Source organism: Acinetobacter sp. 129952 (genome assembly GCF_056642055.1).
The window spans coordinates 216,237-235,874 of record NZ_JBWVSU010000004.1 but is presented as its reverse complement, the minus strand read 5'-3'; the positions used below and the strand labels follow the sequence as shown (position 1 = coordinate 235,874).

Below are 19,638 nucleotides of genomic sequence, written 5' to 3'. Positions count from 1 at the left end.
AATTGCATTTTTGTAGACTAAAATTAGCAAAAAAACGCAATTTGACAATTTTGTTGACGATTTTTTCATTGATTGGGCCAAATTCTGGAATTTCAATGCAATTTCAGCTTTGGAGAAATTTTTCGTGTAACAAAATCTTTTGCGGTGAGAATGCCAGCATGCGCATAACCATGAATGGTCGCCTGATGAATTCGATATAAAGAAACATACATCGATTTGGCAACAAAGCCTTGCACATTGACCTGACCGAGCAACTCGCCGACGGCTTTATTCTGGCTTAAGGAAATCAGTGAACCTTTGTCAGAAAATTTAAACATCGGTAAATAACTTTCTTCATTGACACGTGCTTTCAAGGCATTGGCCAGGAAATTGGCCTGTTGGCTAGCCACTTGTGCGCGTGGACCCAAGACCGGTTCATCTGCAGCAGGCTGGCAGTGAGCACAATCACCAAAAGCAAAAATGTCTGGATCAGATTTGGTTTGCAGGGTGGAGAAGACTTTCAAGCGGTGAATATTGTCCTTTTCCATATCTTGCAGTTGTGCCAAGACTTCAGGTGCTTTGATACCTGCGGCCCAGACTTTAATCTCGGCATCCAGACTTGAGCCATCTGCAAAATAAATTTTGTCTTCATCTACCTTGGCCACACGATGACTGGTAAGGACTTCAATACCGAATTTTTCCAGCTGTTGCATGGTATGTTCAGCAACTTTCGGCGAGAGCGCAGTCAAAATACGATCCGCCGCTTCAATTAAGGTAATTTTGACTTTATTTGGATCGACCTTGTTTAAGCCATATTTAAAGAAATTGTGTTTGGCCTCCACCAACTCGGCAGCCAATTCTACTCCAGTCGCACCGGCGCCAATAATCGCGATATTCAGTTCACGGCTCGAAGCTTCATGTTGAGCATTCAAATAGAGATGCAACAGATCCTGCTGAAAGATATCAGCTTGTGGACGGCTGTCGAGAAAATGACAGAACTGTTTGACGCCTTCGGTATTAAAGTCATTCGAGGTAGAACCCAAGGCCAGTACCAGGGTGTCATAGTCGATGCGCTGGTTCTTCTTGGCTTGGGCTTTTTTGGAGAAATATTCTGTTTCTACCACAATCTGTTTCGCTTCACGATCCAGACCGGTAAATGTCCCCAAGACAAATTCATAATGATGTGCGGCTGAATGGGCAAAATAATTAGTTTCTTCTTCATGTGGATTTAAGGTGCCTGCGGCAACTTCATGCAGCAGCGGTTTCCAGATATGCGTCAGTTTTTGATCGACTAAAACAATCTGCGCTTTGCCGCTTTTACCCAAGCTCTCACCCAGCTGAGTTGCCAGTTCCAGACCACCGGCACCACCACCCACAATCACGATTTTATGTGCTGTCATATATGATTAACCTGTTTATTTTTTTAATAAAAATAAGAGAAATAGAGAGAAAATATACTATGGCATGCACTAAAACGCGTCTTGATTAAAATTGTTATACAAATTACAAAACGTAGCAATTCTGTGAGAGCAGGTAAGTATCGCTGCTTTGAGGAAGCAAGGGGAGAGCGAGATTGATAAAGGGAATCTGCTAGAAGATCAGCGAGTAGATCTTCTAGCTTAAAGAAAAGTAACTTGAGATGTAGGGCTATTATCTATCTAAAGGATAAAGCTTTACGCTTGGCGTATTGTCTGAAAACAAACCGAATAAGCCTTGTAGCCAAGTAAAGAATTTCTGAAACAGGTTGGCTTCTTCAATTTCGACATGATCCTCAATCTGAATGGTACGAATCAACTGATTATTCTGATAAACCTGAATAGTCGCCAAAGGCATCATGGTCGCCAAAGGTGCAATGAGTTCAGATGCTTTCACTTCAACATTGATATGAGTTTGCGTTTCCTGTAAAGGCTCGATACTTTTTAAAACGCCATCACCTGTATTCAGCATGACACGCTGTTGGGTTTGATCAAACTGGTTCAGGTCAATACTGTAGCCCTGATCATATAAAGAAGTGGTAATGATCTGCGGTTGCTTGGTTTGCACCTTAAACATTTTTAAGGTGGATTTGATCACAGGCAATTCAGCCAGTAGCTGTTGATCTTTGATCGCTACTTCATTGCGGGTATAGGTATAAGCGAGATTCATCAGCTTATGTGATACATCAGCGCGTTTTGCGGCACTTTTAGTACCCAGCACCACCACAATCAGACGGCGATTTGGCATTTCAAAATCTGCTGTGACACGATTGGCCGTCAGCGCCAGATTGTAGCCTGCCGCACGGGTAAAACCGGTTTTTAAGCCATCTACGGTTGGATCGACCTGAAGCACACGGTTGGTCGCACGATGAAAATGCTGATTGTAGGTAAAGCTTGGCTGCTTGGAATAATACAGATAATCTGGAGTTTCATTCACCACCGCCATAGACAGTCTGGCCAAATCGGCGGCAGTCGAATAATGCTCAGGCATGGTAATGCCGGCCGGATTCTGGAAATTGGTATGCTGCATGCCCAGCGCTTTGGCTTCCTGATTCATACGTTCAACAAACTGCGGAATACCACCCGAAATTTTCTCAGCCAGCGTGACTGCGGCATCATTAGCAGACATGATAATTAAGCCCGCCAGAAGCTGATCGACTGAAATCTGATCACCTTCTTTCAGGTACATTTGTGACTCATCCCACATCACAGTTTTCACCACAGAGGTCGCGGTTAAAACTTCATTTTTATCTAATTTTCCGGCCTCAATTTCCTTTAAGGCAATATAAGCCACCATCATTTTGGTCAGCGAAGCCGGAGCACGCTGAACGTCGGCATTGTGCTCTGCAATGACTTGACCAGACTGTGAATCCAGAATGGTCCAGGCTTCAGCTTCAACGCTTTCAGGCACAATATTTAGTAGGGCAGCATGTGAAAATGCAGAAATAAATAAACTGAAAACCGCAATCAGTGAGATGATGTATTTCAATGGTGTTCCTTGATAACCCGGCGGGTGTTGAACGATTTAATTTTCACGCATGCTATGCCTTTTTTATACAGATAGCTAGTCGTAAATGTAGACAAATAAGACAGCTAAACCATACTGGCTTAAAAAATGCTAAGCTAAGCTATATCTCATTTATTTTAATTTTATATCGTTCATTATGTTGCATTATCAAATTGAATTTGACGATTATCGTCAGCATCTTATTCACGTGACTGTTCGTTTTCTTGCGGACCCGACTCAAGTCTTGTCATTACCGACCTGGATTCCGGGAAGCTATCTGATTCGAGAGTTTTCCAAGCACATTGAAGCGGTCAAAGCCTATGATGAAGATGGGCGCCAGTTACAGATCCAGAAATTTGAAAAGAACAAATGGCGTTTATTCAATACCGATCATGAGCTGATTACGGTGGAATATGATGTGTATGCCTATGATCTGTCCGTTCGTGGTGCATATGTGGATCAAAATCGTCTCTATGTGAATCCCGCTTGTGCATGTTTAGGGCTAGAAGGTCAGGAAAATAAAGAAATTGAACTGGAAATCTTCCTGCCAGATGAATTAAAGCATTTTCAGCTGGCAACCGGCCTGCAAGCCAAAAGTCTGGTCAAAGGCCGTTTCACCCTGAAAGCCAAAAACTATGCCGAATTGATTGATGCGCCATTTGAGCTAGCAGAACAAACCCGTTTCAGTTTTGAAGCAAATGGCATTCCGCATGAATTTGTGGTGTCCGGTAAACATGCCATGAATGCCGCGCGTATGCAGCAAGATATTGAAAAAATCTGTGCTACAGAAATTTCCATGTTTGGTTCAGCGCCGTTTACAGACTATACCTTTATGACCATGGCAACCGGCAATAGCTATGGCGGTCTGGAGCATCCAAATTCTACCAGCTTGATTTCACCGCGTGATGACTTGCCTAAGGCCAATGAACCTGAAGAACCTTCAAAAGATTATCAGCGTTTCCTCGGCTTATGTAGCCACGAATATTTCCATTCATGGTTGGTGAAGTTTATTCGCCCTGAAAACTTCGTTAACTATGATTTAAACAGAGAAGGTTATACCTCTCTGTTATGGATCTTTGAAGGTTTCACCTCTTATTACGATGATTTGATTTTGCTGCGTAGCGGCGTGATTAATCAGGAATCGTATATTGCTTTGTTAAAAGCACAGATTGACCGTTATTTGCAAAATCCGGGACGTGTGATTCAGTCAGTGTCTGAATCCAGTTTTGATGCCTGGGTGAAATTCTATCGTCAGGATGAAAACTCGAATAATGCGGGTACCAGCTATTACAACAAAGGTTGTTTAGTTGCACTGTGCCTGGATTTGGGGCTGCGTTTACGTGGTTCAAGTCTGGATACTTTGATGCGCCGTTTGTATGAAAATGCCCAGAAAGGCGTTCAGGTGCATGAACGGACGATCTTTGAATTGTGTAAAGAATTGACAGGAGATGATTGGTCAGAACAGATTAATCACTTGATCAATACCACAGATGAATTGCCGCTCGATCAGCTATTCCCTGAGTTTGGTATGGCTTATAGCCTGAAAAATGACAAGTCTTTGCCATTCGGTTTAAAACTGGTAGATAAGCCGGAAGGTGTTCTAGTTCAATCTGCGCGTCGTGATGCTGTGGCTGTACAGGCCGGTCTTTCTGCCAATGACGTGATTATTGCGATTGACGGTCTAAAAGCCACGACCAAGCTTCTCGAAAGCTATGCAAAACAGAACGGTAATTTTACAGTATACGCGTTCCGTCGAGATGAGCTGATGACTTTTGAAGTTCAGGCAGGCGGTTCTAAACTGACCGAAGTTGAACTGAAAGTTGAAGATCAGGCCAAAGCTGAGAAATGGTTGAAAGCTTAATTCAATTTCAAACTTTAAAACCGATGCTTAGACATCGGTTTTTTTATTGACTAAATATCAACATGATATTTATTTAATGAGCGGTCAGGAAGTTCCATTGAATTTAGCTGCGATTTAATGATGCTGATTCCTCATTTGAATATCATAAAATGCTAGTACGACCATTATTGGCTTTGCGTTCTGCTATAGCAGTCAATGTATCGCAAAGACATCTTGGTCCTGATTAAACATCTGGTTAACTTGCTGATCCAATACAAAGCTCCTTTTTTGACTACATTTTATTTTTTAGATCATTAAATATGAATCGTAAATGGCATTTCAATAAAAGAATAACAAGAAAAAAAGGAAGGCCCAAAGAGGGTGGGCCTTAAGTGGGAGAGCTTAGTTGCCGCGATAGGTTGAATAACCATAGGGGCTTAATAGCAGCGGAATATGATAGTGATTGACTGATCCATCCACTTCAAAAATCACCGGTACTTCCGGGAAAAAGCTGTTTTGCTTTTGGGTTTTAAACCAGTCACCAGTTTTAAAAGTCACTTTGTAGGTTCCTTTATCAAAGGTTTTATTCTCTGGGTACAGTGCTGTGATACGACCCTGAGGATTGGTCCTTGCTTGTGAAAGCTGTACCCATTTGCCATTTTTCTGTGTTTCCAGCGTCACTTCTACATTCGGAGAAGGTAGGCCATTTTCCAGATTCAGCACGTGTACACTCAGCGGGTTCTGGGCAAAAGAAAGAGTTGCTGCAGTAGCGGCAAGAGTCGCGATTAAGATTTTTTTCATGTTGTGTTCCTCGGTGGAATGACGGAATAATGTTTAATCAAAGGAATAAAAAAATGACTAATTAAAAGAAATTACAGCTGCTTTAAGGTGGTTTGAATGCCGCTATTGGCACATTGATGATCCTGTACTGAGCCGCCTGCACCTGCGACGCCTACTGCGCCTACAATCTGGTTTTGGTAAATGACAGGGACACCACCACCCAGTAATAGCAATTCAGGCAAGCTATTCAGATTCTGTGCATCCGGATTTTTCTGGGCATTGCGCATAAAATCCAGTGTGCTGGTTTTAGTTGAATACGCGGTGAAAGCTTTCCGTTCCGCTGCAATCAGGTTGTGAATGCCGACAGATTCATGGCGCTGGCTGGCCAGCAGGTTGCCACCCTGATCCAGAATAACGACTGCCGCCGGCTTGGCCTGTTTCTGGCAAGCAAGCATGACGTTGCTGGCCATGAGCTTTGCTACTTCTAGCGACATGACTGGCGCCGTTTTAAATTCTGCATGTGCCAGTGAGCTGAGTAGTAATACGCTGCTGAGCAAGGTCAAGGTTGTGCTGGCGATTGAAATTTTCATGGTTATCTTTCATGCAATTGACTACTGGGGCTATCTTAGAAAAAAATCCGCCAGTGCAGCATGACAATCAGATTACCAATTTGTAATCTAGAACTAGCTAAAAACAGCTAAACTACTGACATGCATATTTTAATTGTAGAAGATGAAGTCAAGATTGCTGAATATCTGGCAAAAGGACTGAATGAGTCAGGTTATAGCACGGCCATCGCAGAAAATGGCGTGCGTGCATTATCGTGTTTGCAGCAACAGTCTTTTGATCTGGTGCTGCTTGATGTGATGCTGCCGGACCTGGACGGCTGGCAGGTATTACACACCCTGCGAACTTTTAGCCAGATTCCGGTATTAATGCTCACTGCACGTGATCATGTGCTAGATCGGGTGAAAGGACTTGAGCTTGGTGCCGATGATTATCTGACCAAGCCTTTTTCCTATATCGAATTACTGGCCCGAATCAAAAGTCTGTTGCGCCGTGTGCCGCATCTGGAGCAGGAGGCCTATCAGGTTTCAGATCTGGTATTGAACCGCTTAAAGCATGAGGTTTACCGTAATGGACAAAAGATCGACTTGAGCCAGAAAGAATTTGCGCTGTTGCAATTGTTAATGGAACATCAGGGACAGGTGATGACTCGAAGCCAGATTGCGTCCATGGTCTGGAATATCAATTTTAATACTGATACTAATGTGGTCGATGTGGCTATTCGCAGGCTGCGTAGCAAAATTGATGATCATTACACGCCAAAACTGATCCATACCGTACGTGGTATGGGTTATAAGCTAGATGAATGTCCATGAAAAACCCTGTGTTATTGCCGTTGGCAACACGATTGAGTATTGCATTTGCACTGGTGTCTTGCGTGGTGTTTCTGAGTGTGGCGCTGCTATCTTATCAAAATATGCAACAGATGATTCAGACCCAGCAGGATCAGGCGCTGGCCGCTCGTATTTCCCGGATTGAGATTTTTCTTGAAGATGCCCAGAGTTTCAAACTTCTGGTCCAGCATCCCAAATTATATGAAAATATGCTAGGACAGGAAGATAATTTATTGCTGCTGCAGCATCAGAATAGTCGTCTGATCGAAATCAATCCTTTGCAGGTTCATATTCCGGCATTGCATTATTCTTCCAAATTACAGTTTCAGAATAATCAGGCTGAACATCCTTCAACACGTCTGGCTTTTAAACAGGTGCGGTTTGATGGTCGCAATTACCAGCTGGTAGCGGGTAAACAGTTGGCAGAAGGACAAAGGGCACTGGCAACCTATTTATCAAAGCTGGTGCTCTATAGTCTGCTTGGTATATTGCTCTCGACCTTTATGGCCTGGCTGGCTGGACGCTATATTCTCAAGTCAATGCGTCAGCTGATGCTGGCGACAGAACAGGTTAATATTCAGCAGCCCAATCAGCACATTGATGTTCAGAGTAATACGCTTGAGGTGCAAGAGCTAAGTCAGGCCATGAACGATATGCTCAGTAATATTCAGTCTGCATATCAGCAGTTGGCACGTTTTTCTGAGGATATTTCGCACGAACTTCGCACGCCATTAAATAATCTAATCGGACAAACACAGATTCTGTTATCGCGGCCGCGCGAGCCTGCTGAACTGGAAAATCTGCTCTATTCCAACCTGGAAGAATATGAACGCCTAAGCCAGATGATTGAAAGCATGCTGTTTATCGCGCGGGTAGAACATGGTGGATTTACGGTTGAAAAACAGCATTTCAATCTGAATGAGATGCTGCAAGAATTACTTGAGTACTTCAGTTTTCTGGCTGAAGAAAAGCAGATGCATTTAAAAATTAATGTTCCAGCAGATTTAAGTCTGACTGCCAGCACCGCATTATTACAGCGTGCAGTTGCCAATCTGATCAGTAATGCCATTACTTATGGTCAGCCGGGGAGTGAGATTAGTGTGTCGGCACAGCGACTGAACCATAGCATCAAAATATCGGTGCTGACGCCAGAGGTATGGATTGCAGATGAGCATCATCCGCATTTATTTGAGCGTTTTTATCAGATAGATGATAGCCGACATGAAAAAGCCCAGACGGGTGGTCTGGGCCTTGCCATTGTGCAGTCGATTATGCAGCTCCATCAGGGGGGAACAACTGTAGAAAATACGCCGTCTGGCGTGATGTTTAGCCTGTCACTACCTGATGAATAGGCTGGGCTTTAACCACGACCCCGGCCACGACCACGTGGTGCCTTGGTATTTGGACGAGTAGTACCATTGGTGCGACGTTTCGGCTTTTCGCTTTCATCCATTTGCCAGATGCGTTTGGTGCCAGACTTCTTCACGGAACCATCTTTGTTCTTGCGAACCATTGGCTTGCCACCCGTACCCCCCGGCTTCTTCACATAAGAGCGTGAACGATATGGTTCTTCAGCAGGGATATTCTGGAAGTCAGGGTAAAGTAATGGTTCAATTTCTCTGGTCTCGCCCGGCTGCAATCCCATACGAACCAAATCAATCTCACCAATTTTGGTACGGATCAAACGTAAGGTCGGGAAGCCGACAGCAGAAGTCATGCGACGAACCTGACGGTTACGACCTTCACAGATGGAAATCTCAACCCAAGACGTCGGAACAGAGGCACGGAAACGAACAGGAGGATTACGCTCCCACAACCATTCCGGTTCAGACACTTTTTCAGCACGTGCAGGAAGCGTCATGCCATCTTTCAGCTCAATACCTTTACGAAGCTGTTCAAGGGCCTCTTCAGTGATATCACCTTCAACCTGCACCATATAAGTTTTAAACTTTTTATTGGCAGGATTGGTGATATATTGGTTGAGACCACCGTGATCGGTGAGAAAAACCAGACCTTCTGAGTCCATGTCCAAACGGCCAGCAAGACGCAGATCTTTGTCGTTGACGAAATCGGCCATGGTAGGATGCTTTTCATCCGGACGGAATTGGGAGAGGACGTCATAAGGTTTGTTTAGAATGACGATTTTCATAGGAAATAACTTCTATAATTACATTAATTTAAAAAATGTAGAGGTTTATTTAAAAGGGAAACTTTGTTATTTCCCGTATAAATCTCAAAAACAACAAATCTGGATTAGAATATTATGCGTCAAGAACAGCTGAAAGTATTGCCTAATTGGCAATTATTTAAGATTTGTCAGCGGCATTAGGGAGAATACTAATAATGGGATATCAAAAAATCGTAGTACCTGTGGATGGTACCAAAATTACCGTAAATGCAGACCTTTCACTCAACGTACCAAATAATCCAATTATCCCATTTATCGAAGGGGATGGAATTGGTGCAGATATTACACCAACAATGCGAACTGTGGTAGATGCTGCTGTGCAAAAAGCATACGCCGGGAAGCGTTCCATCGAATGGATGGAAGTCTACTGCGGTGAAAAAGCTGACAAAATTTACGGCACCTATATGCCTGAAGAAACTCTCGAAGCACTGCGCGATTATGTGATATCGATTAAAGGTCCACTGACCACGCCAGTCGGTGGTGGTATTCGTTCCTTGAATGTGGCTTTACGCCAGGAACTGGATTTATATGTCTGTGTACGTCCGGTGCGCTGGTTCGAGGGCGTGCCTTCACCGGTGCATAATCCGGAATTGACCGACATGGTGATCTTCCGTGAAAATTCAGAAGATATTTATGCCGGAATTGAATGGAAGGCAGACTCTCCCGAAGCGAAAAAAGTTATCAAGTTCCTGAAAGAAGAAATGGGCGTAACCAAAATCCGTTTTGAAGACAATTGTGGAATCGGGATCAAGCCTGTCTCTAAAGAAGGTACCCAGCGTCTGGTACGTAAAGCCATCCAGTTCGCCATTGAAAATGACAAGCCTAGTGTGACGCTAGTGCACAAAGGCAATATCATGAAATACACCGAAGGGGCGTTTAAAGAGTGGGGCTATGAAGTCGTGCTGGAACGTTTCGGCGGTGAGCTTTTAGATGGTGGTCCGTGGGTTAAAATCAAAAATCCAAGAACAGGCAAAGACATTATTATTAAAGATGTCATTGCCGATGCCTTCTTGCAGCAAATTTTGATGCGCCCGGCGGATTATTCTGTGATTGCGACACTTAACTTAAATGGTGACTATATTTCTGATGCGCTGGCTGCGGAAGTTGGGGGGATCGGGATTGCACCGGGTGCCAATATTGGTGGTTCGATTGCAGTCTATGAAGCAACCCACGGTACAGCACCTAAATATGCTGGACAAGATAAAGTAAATCCGGGTTCGATTATTTTGTCTGCGGAAATGATGTTGCGTGATATGGGCTGGACAGAAGCTGCCGACCTGATCATCAAGGGGATTTCGGGCGCGATTGCGGCAAAAACTGTGACTTATGATTTCGAGCGCTTAATGCCAGGGGCGACCTTGCTGCGTTGTTCTGAGTTTGGTGAAGTGATTATTGCTAAGATGGATGCCTAAAATTGCGAGGCAATTTATGAGTTAAAGCCCGCAGTAATTGCGGGTTTTTTTATAGTTTTATTTTCAGGCAAAGTCTGAACAGATAAGAGCTAAACGTTAAAATAAGTATCAGGCTGCAAGATCATGTAAGAAGTGTAATGAGCCTAGAAATGATTCGTTCTAAGCTGAATAACTTAGTAAACACTGTATTACATTGACGTATTTGGATACAGCTCAGCGATTGGCTTATTTTGTATAAACGTTACAGTGATGAATGGAACTTCCAGTGATATAGAGACGTTTCTCCAAAGGAGTAAATCATGGCTAAAGCTAAAGCGAGACATAAGCAGGTCCAACAAAAAGACAAGCAGGACAATGCTCAGAATGAAGAGCAGCAACAGCAACAACAGCAACAACCATCGAAACCATCTCGTGCTAAAAAACGTAGATAATCTCCTATCCACCTAAAATAACAAAACCCTCATTTGAGGGTTTTGTTATTTGAACGCTTGTATAAAATCATCACTAAAAATAACAGGATTGTGACTTTAAATTAGGCGGTTGTGATTAAGATAAAAGTCATCTATTTAATTTAATGCGAATATTGGTGAAATTTCTTCGGATTATAAGCTTACTGTTATCTATAGGTTTTCTACTAACTGCCTGTCAGCCACCGCCTTCAGGTGAAGCAGCAGGTTGGAAAAGCCCTTATCTGTATTGGCAATTACAGAGAGCCCAGTTAGAAGCTCCGCTACAGATTCCGGTTGAAGGCGTCAGAGTTGGTCAGATTAATGATACTTGGCGAGCAGCGCGTAGTGACGGTCGTAAACACGAAGGTACGGATATTTTTGCCAAACGCGGTACGCCAGTATTTAGCGCGACCCCAGGTATTGTGCGTAGGATTGGCACCAATAATCTGGGTGGAAAAATTATCTGGGTGACAGGTCCCAGTATGAGCCAGCATTATTATGCACATCTGGATGGTTATGCAGAGCATATTCAGGAAGGCGACTGGGTGGAAGCAGGTGAAGTCATCGCTTATGTGGGTAATACAGGTAATGCCAAAAATACCCCGCCGCACTTACATTATGGCATTTATTTAGGTGGGCAAGGAGCAACCAATCCTTATCCTTATTTAGTTCCTTCTCCATGAGCAGAAATTGGCGGAGTTTGTTGTTCAGATTTGAGTCTGACAGGACGTGTGTACCAGAACAATTGCAATGTTCCTAATAAAAGAACCAATGTGGCCAGTATGAACTGTTGATGATAGCTCAATCCAAAATATTGCAGCGCACTAAAGCTGAGTCCACCGATCAGCTGAATCGAGGCAAAACACAAGGTAGCAATACTCCAGAGCTTTTTATAAGCCAGTCCATACAGTTGTAAAATGGTATAGGAGGTCAGGAAGACCACAGCCGGATTTAACATCCCGGTAAAAAAGGAAGAGCTAAAAGTGAGTAAGGGATAGGCATCTAGAGGCGCAATAAAAATAGCCACAATATAAAGACTATAAAGAATTTTCAGGGCAGCAAAATTACCCCATTTTCTGGCCAGCACATAAGCACTAAAGGCACCTAAGGCACTGCCTATTCCATACAGAATCCAGTTGAAATTAATCCAGAACAAGCTCAATCCCAACTGCTGGCTTAAATAATCAATCCAGAAGAGTGAATGCGGTATATAGGCGAATGCACTACACGCGTAGACCGTCAATAAACTATAAAAGACGCTATTCAAAGAGAGAGGAGAGGTAACTGCAAGAGCTTGTGTGGACAAATACGGCTTAAATTTCTGAATCAGTAAACTTAAAACGATACAGATAAGCAAAGCAAAACCGCATAAGATCAGCCATGCAGTCTGTATGGAAATTTGATCCAGATAAGGCAGAAACAGGGTCGCAATTAAAACGCCTAGTCCAATCCCGCTAAAACCAATAAAGTTGATTTTAAGACGATCCTGAAGTTCACAACACTGCGCGACCACACTCGGCGATAAGATCATCATCAGTCCACCGCTGATCCCGGAAATAACCCGCCAAGCGATATACCACGCTTCAGAGAAACCAGAAAATGCACAGCACATCAGGCTGAACATACCGGCAAAGGCTGAAATTTGAATATAAGTGCTCATACTGCGGTCTTGAGGCAAGCGCATCGCGGTAAATGCACCGATTAAATAACCCAGCAAATTGGCACTGCCCAAAAGGCTGGCAAAATCTGTACTCCAGCCAAAGGCTTCGCGTGTGCCAGGTAACAGTGCGGTATAAGAAAAGCGAAGGATGCCAATGCCCAAGCACATACTAAGGCAGAGAAAAAGGCTGAGCTTCATTGTGTTTGAGGACATCCGTGTACTCATAGAATTTTATATTTGGTCAAAAAATAACATGAATCTTCATGATTTAGGGGAAATTGTCGGAGAAGAAACCATTGAGTGCAGAAATTTGCTCCAGTAAGTCCGTATGATTTTTAAAATTTCATCAGCCAAAAGCCTGAACTTTTTCAAAGAAATAAAAAACCGCGTTGAGACGCGGTTTTTTATATTGTCTATTTCAAGAATTAACGCATCTTGGCCAGGAAACGGCCAACACGGGTAATGGCTTCACGCAGTTCATTTTCAGCCGGCAGGAATACTACACGGAAATGATCCGGTGTCGGCCAGTTAAAGCCTGTACCTTGAACCAGAAGCACTTTCTCGGCACGTAACAAATCCAGCATCAGTTTTTCATCGTCCTGAATTGGATACACATTCGGATCCAGTTTCGGGAAACAGTACATTGCACCTTCAGGCTTGACACAAGATACACCTGGAATCTCGTTCAGCATTTCCCAGGCAATATTGCGCTGTTCATATAAACGCCCACCTGGGCGAATTAGGTCATTAATCGACTGATAACCGCCCAGTGCAGTCTGAATCGCATATTGAGCCTGATGGTTGGCACACAAACGCATCGATGCCAGCATATCCAAACCTTCGATATAGTCTGCGGCACGTGCTTTATCGCCGGTAATGGCCATCCAGCCGGAACGGAAACCAGCAATACGATAGGCTTTAGATAAACCGTTAAACGAAACACAGAGCTGATCGCCAGCCAGAGCTGCTACAGCAACATGCTCGATTCCATCGTAAATAATTTTGTCGTAGATTTCATCAGCAAATAAAATCAGGTCATATTTCTTGGCCAAGTCGACGATTTGTTGCAACACATGACGTGGGTAAACCGAACCGGTCGGGTTATTCGGGTTAATAATCACAATACCACGGGTATTTGGCGTGATTTTGCTTTCCATGTCAGTAATATCTGGATACCAGTGATTTTCTTCATCACATTTATAGTGAATCGCTGTACCGCCAGACAGATTCACTGCTGCCGTCCAGAGTGGATAATCCGGCATTGGAATCAGCATTTCATCGCCATCATCCAGCAGACCCTGCATGGCCATAACAATCAGTTCAGACACACCATTACCGATATAAACGTCATTGACGTGCATATCCAGAATGCCTTTTTGCTGATAATACTGACAGATCGCCTTACGCGCCGGGAAAATCCCTTTGGAATCCGTGTAGCCAATCGCATTCGGCAGGTTTAAAGCCACATCGTTGATAATTTCTTGTGGTGCTTCAAACCCAAATGGGGCAGGGTTGCCAATATTTAATTTGATAATTTTGTGACCGGCTTCTTCCATCTCGATGGCCGCTCGTAACACAGGTCCGCGAATGTCGTAGCACACATGCTCGAGCTTAGATGATTTCTTGATCTCGCGAGGGGTTTGGAAAGTGTTCGGCATTTTGATGTTCTCGGAAGGAGTGGAGGTCACTTTTGCATAACGATATAAATAACTTTTAAATGTCTCAGTTGTGACTAGATCGAGATCATGTTCATCTCGAAGTAGTGCAACAATTTTTTCATGCGTAAATCCAAGCTGCTGATATTGTTTGATCACAGGCAGCAGATTTTTAAAAATTACGCTCTTTTTTTGCGACATTTTTTAATCCTGAGCAAATTTAGAGCTAAGAATACCATTAAATTTGCTCACTAAAAAACATTTAATGTAAAAATTGCTTACTTTTATTTTTATATTTGCTTTCTTTTTGCTTTTTTAGGCATTATATGTCTTTTGTAAAATGTTGAATAAAGACTAGAATTTTTAAAATGAATCACGTAAATATAGGATTATCCTATTTTAAATAGCAAGATAAAAAGGTATGTGATCATGGGAAAACTCAATAAATCAGACCGGGAATGGCAAAGAGAGTTATCACCTGAGGAGTTTCGCATTACGCGCGAGAAGGGAACCGAGCCGGCATTTACTGGAAAATACTGGAATACCAAGCAAGATGGCACCTATGTATGCCGTTGCTGCGGCACGCCACTGTTCTCGTCTGAGACCAAGTATGACAGCGGCTGTGGCTGGCCAAGTTTCTACCGTCCCGTCAGCAGTTCGGTGGTAGAAGAATTACCTGATACTTCACACGGAATGGTCAGAACTGAGATTGTTTGTCATCATTGTGACGCACATTTAGGGCATGTTTTCCCGGATGGTCCAGAGCCGACAGGCTTACGTTATTGTGTCAACTCGGCTTCTTTGGACTTAGAAACACAAGAAAAAAATGATGAGGAAACCTATCCATGACTAACATTTATCAGTTTGAAGCTGAATTGTTAGATGGCAAAAGCAAGCCACTTGCAGATTACGAAGGCAAGGTACTTTTGATCGTCAATACAGCGAGTAAGTGTGGTTTTACCCCACAGTTTTCAGGATTAGAAAAACTTTACGAAAAATATAAAGATCAAGGTCTGGAAATTTTGGGATTTCCATGCAATCAGTTTGGTGGTCAAGATCCGGGTTCCAATGAACAGATTGGTGAATTTTGCCAGAAGAATTACGGGGTATCTTTCCCGATGTTTTCCAAGGTGGATGTCAAAGGCCCTGAAGCGCACGCCATTTTTCGCTATTTAACCAATAATTCCAAAGGTATTTTAGGCAATGGAATTAAATGGAATTTTACCAAATTCCTGATCGGCCGTGATGGCAAGGTATTGAACCGTTTTGCTCCGACCACCAAGCCTGAAGATCTTGAAGATGAAATTGCAAAAGTGTTGTAAGACTCTGTGTTATTTTCTCAGTATGAGATAAAAATAGAACTCATCTGATTTCAAGTAAAAAACCCACTTTAAACCAGTGGGTTTTTTAGTTTTGATTAAAACTTAGAGGATGGCTTTCAGGCGTTGAATGACTTCTTCACATTGCGCCAGATCGGCCACAAGTGCTAGACGTACATGATTTTCACCCGGATTACCCTGTTCAGTATCGCGGGATAAATAACGACCCGGAAGTACTTTAATATGTGCTTCTTCCATCAGGCGTTTAGCAAAGGCTTCATCATTGTCAACTTTTAACCAGTAATAGAAACCTGCATCCGGTTTTTTGAGTGGCAATAAATGTCCGAGTTCCTGTTGAAATAAATCAAACTTGGCACGGTATTGCACCCGGTTTTCTTCCACATGCGCTTCATCATCCCAGGCAGCGATTGAAGCCAGTTGATGTTGTACCGGCATCGCTGCGCCGTGGTAAGTACGATATTGCAAATAAGGTTTTAACAGGCTGGCATCACCGGCAACAAAACCTGAACGCATACCCGGAAGGTTAGAGCGTTTAGACAGTGAATGGAACACCACGCAGTTTTTATAGTCATCCCGGCCGATTTCAGCACAAACTTCCAGTAAACCTACAGGTGCCTGATCAAACCACAGCTCCGAATAGCATTCGTCTGAAGCAATCACAAAGTTATATTGATCCGACAGGGCAATCAGTTTTTTAAACTGTTCTTTAGACAGCACTGCACCGGTTGGATTGCCCGGAGTACAGACAAATAACAGTGCCGTTTTTTCCCAGACTTCTGCCGGAACAGCATCAAAATCACCAAGGTAGTTATTTTCTTCAGTACAGTTGATGAAATATGGTTTTGCACCTGCGAGCAGTGTTGCACCTTCATAAATCTGATAAAACGGATTCGGCATCACCACATAAGGTGCCTCTTCACGATTTACCAAAGCCTGTACAAACGAGAAAATCGCTTCACGCGTACCAGAAACAGGCAGGATATTGCTGTCTGCACTGATGCTATTTAGCTTAAAACGGCGCGTCAGCCATTGAGCAATACTTTCGCGTAGCTCAGGCAGGCCTTTACTGTTTGGATACGTCGATAAATGTTTAAAGTTATCGATAATCGCTTGTTTCACAAACTCCGGTGCAGGATGCTTCGGTTCACCAATCGACAGGGGAATTAAAGGCATATTTGCAGGCTGGATATCCGCAAAAAGCTGATTTAACTTTTCAAACGGATAAGGATGCAGTAGAGACAAGCTAGAGTTCATGAATAAGTAACCGCGTTTTAATGTGAGTGTTGACTACAAACCTGATGAGAGGCTTCATCCAGCGCAGTTTTAAGTGCAGCTGCAAATTCAGCAGATTCTTCAGGTGTCATAGGGTTGCCATCTTTTTTAGTGACAAAGAAAATATCTTCGGCACGTTCGCCCAGTGTGGCAATTTTGGCAGAGTGGATGTCCAGGCCTTGCATCATAAATAAACCACCGATTTTGGCAAGTAAACCAGGGTGATCAAGGGTCGCAATTTCGACCATATTCTGATTCAAGGCAGGATTGACACTAATCTCGACTGTATTTTCAATATCGAAATGACGTAGTTGACGTGGAATCCGGCGCTGCATCAAGCCCGGATATTCATCAGAATGACTCAAGGCATCTTTAAGGGCTTCAATCACTGTGGCTTCGCGTTCAGGATCAGTCAATAAAGTACCAAAACGGTCCAATACCACGTAGGTATCCAGACTGAAAGCTTTAGTGGCAGTAATAATTCTTGCGTCTTGTACATCCAGATTCATGCGATCCAGAATAGCCACCGTAGTAGCAAACAGGTTGGGTTGGTCCTGCGTATAAATAAAGATCTGTACCGCATCCTGCGCATATTTACGGTGCGCCCGCATCAGCACCAGTGGAGCAGGATTGTCGCCGTGTTGTAAGATGGCACGGGTATGCCAGGCAATTTCATCTGCTGTTTCTTTTAGGAAATAGTCATCACCAAGTTCCTGCCAGACTTTTTCTACCTCATCCAGTGAGAAGTCCTGAACCAGAAGTTCACTGGCTGCAAATTTAGTATCTTCAATCAGCATTTGATAATCAACCGGACGGCCCAGACCAGAACGGATTACGTCACGTGCCTGAGTATATAGTTGACGCATCAGCGAAGCGCGCCAGGTATTCCACAGCTTCGGATTGGTGGCGTTAATATCGGCGACTGTCAGGGTGTACAGATAGTCCAGATGTTCCATGTCACCCATTTTTTCGGCGAATTCTTTGACCACATCCGGATCGGAGATATCTTTTTTCTGGGCAGTCACCGACATCACCAGATGATTCTGGATCAGCCAGGCCACCAGATTGCTTTCGCGTTCGGTAAAACCGTGACTACGGCAGAATTTAATCGCATCGCTGGCACCAAGTTCACTGTGATCACCGCCACGGCCTTTGGCAATATCATGGAAAATTGCCGCCAGATAAACGATGTCACGACGGGTCAAACGCTGGAATACTGAACTGACCACCGGAAATTCTTTGGCAAATTCAGGTTCTTTAAAGCGGTTTAAATTACGCAGCAGCAATAAGGTATGCGCATCGACCGTATAGATATGGAACAGGTCATATTGCATCAGTCCCAGAATCTGTCCAAAGGCCGGAATGTAATTTCCAAGCACACCATAACGCTTCATGGCAACCATGGTGTCATAGAGTCGATGCGGTGAACGGATAATCGCCATAAACAGTGCCTGATGCACCGGATTATCACGGAAATCCTGATCAATACGTTTTCCAGCCAAGGTCAGCAGGCGTAAGGTACGCGCACGAATGCCTTCGATTTCAGGACGATTGGCCAGCAGATAGAAAATTTCCAGAATTGCGCTTGGATTTTCCGAGAAAATCTTATGATGTTGCACAGCCAGTTTGCCATCGACCAGTTTAAAGTTCTGGTTGATTTCTTCGATCTGGCGTTCATATTGCGGTAAACGTGGCGTAATGACCGATTCATTAAAATAGGCCAGCAGCATTTCGTTCAGTGTAGACACTTGCTGCGCACTGCGGTAATAGCGCTTCATGAACTGTTCAATTGGATAGTTCGGATGATGCGCCTCTTCACGTACATAGCCAAATTTGGCTGCAATGTCGCGCTGATAATCGAACAGTAAGCGGTTTTCATCGCGCTTGGTCAGGCGGTGCAGGTGATGACGGATTTCCCAGAGAAAACTCTCTGCTTCCTCGAGCACACCGAGTTCAAATTCTGAAATAAAACCGAGGTGCACCAGATCGTAAATGCGATTGACGCGGAAATGCCGTTTGGCAATCCATCCAATCTGGTTGATGTCACGAATACCGCCCGGCGCATTTTTAATATCCGGTTCCAGATTGCTTTCGGTATTGTTGTGCTGAGCATAGCGTTTATGCTGCTCATCCATCTTGGCATCAAAAAAGGTTTTGTCGGTCCAGGTACGTGACACGATGCGACGTGGCCATTTGCACAGGTTTTCATTGCCAATAATCAGGCGGGCTTCGATCAGGGTGGTGGCGACGGTCAGATCACTGCTGGCCTGATTGACACATTCATTGATGGTGCGGACACTGATACCGGGTTTGAAATTCCCCACGTCCCAAAGCGATGAAATGAATGTAGAAATCAGTTGTTCCTGTTCCGGGTTAATCTCGTCTTCTGACAAGATCATGATGTCGACATCAGAATAAGGCAGCATTTCACGACGGCCATAGCCTCCGACTGCAAACAGGGCCAAATCAGTTTGATCCAGTTCGGCATGCTGCCAGAGAAACTGCAATGCTTCATCAGTCAGGTTGGAACGCGCCAGAATAATATCCCGAATCGACTGGCCATTTTCAAAACTTTCCTGAAGCTGATTTTCGACATCACTGCGCCATTGATTGATGGCTTTAATGTCATGGTTGCTTTTAGCGTAATTCAGCAGTGGATGGGTGTTGATCATGTACAGTCG

17 protein-coding genes are annotated in these 19,638 nt (G+C 43.8%); 8 read left to right on the top strand and 9 right to left on the bottom strand.

Features of this window, described 5'->3' with window-relative positions; all coding sequences use genetic code 11:
* Nucleotides 1-92: 92 nt before the first annotated feature.
* On the bottom strand, nucleotides 93-1,379 hold the full coding sequence (locus AC1IR0_RS06760) for an NAD(P)/FAD-dependent oxidoreductase (protein WP_004645547.1): 1,287 nt from the start codon (nucleotides 1,377-1,379) through the stop codon (nucleotides 93-95).
* A gap of 250 nt (nucleotides 1,380-1,629) precedes the next feature.
* Nucleotides 1,630-2,943 carry a D-alanyl-D-alanine carboxypeptidase PBP6B gene (locus AC1IR0_RS06755; RefSeq protein ID WP_005106512.1) on the bottom strand — a complete coding sequence of 438 codons (1,314 nt, stop codon included), beginning with the start codon at nucleotides 2,941-2,943 and terminating at the stop codon, nucleotides 1,630-1,632.
* Between the two features lie 175 nt (nucleotides 2,944-3,118).
* On the opposite strand from AC1IR0_RS06755, the gene AC1IR0_RS06750 reads away from it, so the two are divergent.
* Nucleotides 3,119-4,822 (top strand): M61 family metallopeptidase, encoded by a 1,704-nt coding sequence (locus tag AC1IR0_RS06750; protein WP_479741250.1) that lies wholly within the window; start codon nucleotides 3,119-3,121, stop codon nucleotides 4,820-4,822.
* Between the two features lie 381 nt (nucleotides 4,823-5,203).
* On the opposite strand, the gene uraH is transcribed toward AC1IR0_RS06750, so the two are convergent.
* A complete protein-coding gene (gene uraH / locus AC1IR0_RS06745) occupies nucleotides 5,204-5,602 on the bottom strand; it encodes a hydroxyisourate hydrolase (protein WP_086044647.1) in 399 nt (132 codons plus the stop codon).
* Between the two features lie 71 nt (nucleotides 5,603-5,673).
* Complete coding sequence (locus AC1IR0_RS06740) at nucleotides 5,674-6,171, bottom strand: GlcG/HbpS family heme-binding protein (protein WP_086044648.1); 498 nt, start codon at nucleotides 6,169-6,171, stop codon at nucleotides 5,674-5,676.
* Between the two features lie 120 nt (nucleotides 6,172-6,291).
* Between AC1IR0_RS06740 and AC1IR0_RS06735 the strand changes: the two genes are divergently transcribed.
* Entirely contained in the window at nucleotides 6,292-6,963 is a 672-nt protein-coding gene (locus tag AC1IR0_RS06735; RefSeq protein ID WP_086044649.1) for a heavy metal response regulator transcription factor, read from the top strand.
* Nucleotides 6,960-8,333, top strand: a complete 1,374-nt coding sequence (locus AC1IR0_RS06730) for a heavy metal sensor histidine kinase (protein ID WP_086044650.1) — start codon at nucleotides 6,960-6,962, stop codon at nucleotides 8,331-8,333. The genes AC1IR0_RS06735 and AC1IR0_RS06730 overlap by 4 nt, the downstream gene beginning before the upstream one ends.
* Before the next feature lie 8 nt (nucleotides 8,334-8,341).
* On the opposite strand, the gene AC1IR0_RS06725 is transcribed toward AC1IR0_RS06730, so the two are convergent.
* The gene (locus tag AC1IR0_RS06725) at nucleotides 8,342-9,130 is read right to left on the bottom strand and encodes an rRNA large subunit pseudouridine synthase E (RefSeq protein WP_409665849.1); all 789 of its coding nucleotides are present in this window, start codon (nucleotides 9,128-9,130) and stop codon (nucleotides 8,342-8,344) included.
* Between the two features lie 194 nt (nucleotides 9,131-9,324).
* Between AC1IR0_RS06725 and icd the strand changes: the two genes are divergently transcribed.
* The 3 genes from icd to AC1IR0_RS06710 all read left to right on the top strand — a co-directional run bounded on the left by icd (nucleotide 9,325) and on the right by AC1IR0_RS06710 (nucleotide 11,713).
* Nucleotides 9,325-10,581, top strand: coding sequence for an NADP-dependent isocitrate dehydrogenase (gene icd, locus AC1IR0_RS06720; RefSeq protein WP_086044652.1), 1,257 nt, complete (start codon nucleotides 9,325-9,327; stop codon nucleotides 10,579-10,581).
* Nucleotides 10,582-10,880: 299 nt separating this feature from the next.
* Nucleotides 10,881-11,012 (top strand): hypothetical protein, encoded by a 132-nt coding sequence (locus AC1IR0_RS06715; protein ID WP_004645538.1) that lies wholly within the window; start codon nucleotides 10,881-10,883, stop codon nucleotides 11,010-11,012.
* Nucleotides 11,013-11,155: 143 nt separating this feature from the next.
* Nucleotides 11,156-11,713, top strand: coding sequence for a M23 family metallopeptidase (locus AC1IR0_RS06710; protein ID WP_479741248.1), 558 nt, complete (start codon nucleotides 11,156-11,158; stop codon nucleotides 11,711-11,713).
* Here AC1IR0_RS06710 and AC1IR0_RS06705 read toward each other — a convergent pair.
* Entirely contained in the window at nucleotides 11,692-12,903 is a 1,212-nt protein-coding gene (locus AC1IR0_RS06705; protein WP_044113022.1) for a YbfB/YjiJ family MFS transporter, read from the bottom strand. The two genes, AC1IR0_RS06710 and AC1IR0_RS06705, sit on opposite strands and share 22 nt — an antisense overlap.
* A gap of 212 nt (nucleotides 12,904-13,115) precedes the next feature.
* Entirely contained in the window at nucleotides 13,116-14,546 is a 1,431-nt protein-coding gene (locus AC1IR0_RS06700) for a pyridoxal phosphate-dependent aminotransferase (protein WP_219309018.1), read from the bottom strand.
* A gap of 228 nt (nucleotides 14,547-14,774) precedes the next feature.
* On the opposite strand from AC1IR0_RS06700, the gene msrB reads away from it, so the two are divergent.
* Complete coding sequence (gene msrB, locus AC1IR0_RS06695; protein ID WP_004645533.1) at nucleotides 14,775-15,194, top strand: peptide-methionine (R)-S-oxide reductase MsrB; 420 nt, start codon at nucleotides 14,775-14,777, stop codon at nucleotides 15,192-15,194.
* Nucleotides 15,191-15,667 carry a glutathione peroxidase gene (locus AC1IR0_RS06690; protein ID WP_004278946.1) on the top strand — a complete coding sequence of 159 codons (477 nt, stop codon included), beginning with the start codon at nucleotides 15,191-15,193 and terminating at the stop codon, nucleotides 15,665-15,667. Before msrB ends, AC1IR0_RS06690 begins: the two co-directional genes overlap by 4 nt.
* 102 nt (nucleotides 15,668-15,769) lie before the next feature.
* Here the strand turns inward: AC1IR0_RS06690 and dapC are convergent, their stop codons facing one another.
* Together dapC and glnD are read right to left on the bottom strand one after the other, a co-directional pair.
* Nucleotides 15,770-16,939, bottom strand: a complete 1,170-nt coding sequence (gene dapC, locus AC1IR0_RS06685) for a succinyldiaminopimelate transaminase (protein WP_004278945.1) — start codon at nucleotides 16,937-16,939, stop codon at nucleotides 15,770-15,772.
* Nucleotides 16,940-16,956: 17 nt separating this feature from the next.
* Entirely contained in the window at nucleotides 16,957-19,629 is a 2,673-nt protein-coding gene (glnD, locus tag AC1IR0_RS06680; protein WP_409665841.1) for a [protein-PII] uridylyltransferase, read from the bottom strand.
* Nucleotides 19,630-19,638: the final 9 nt, after the last annotated feature.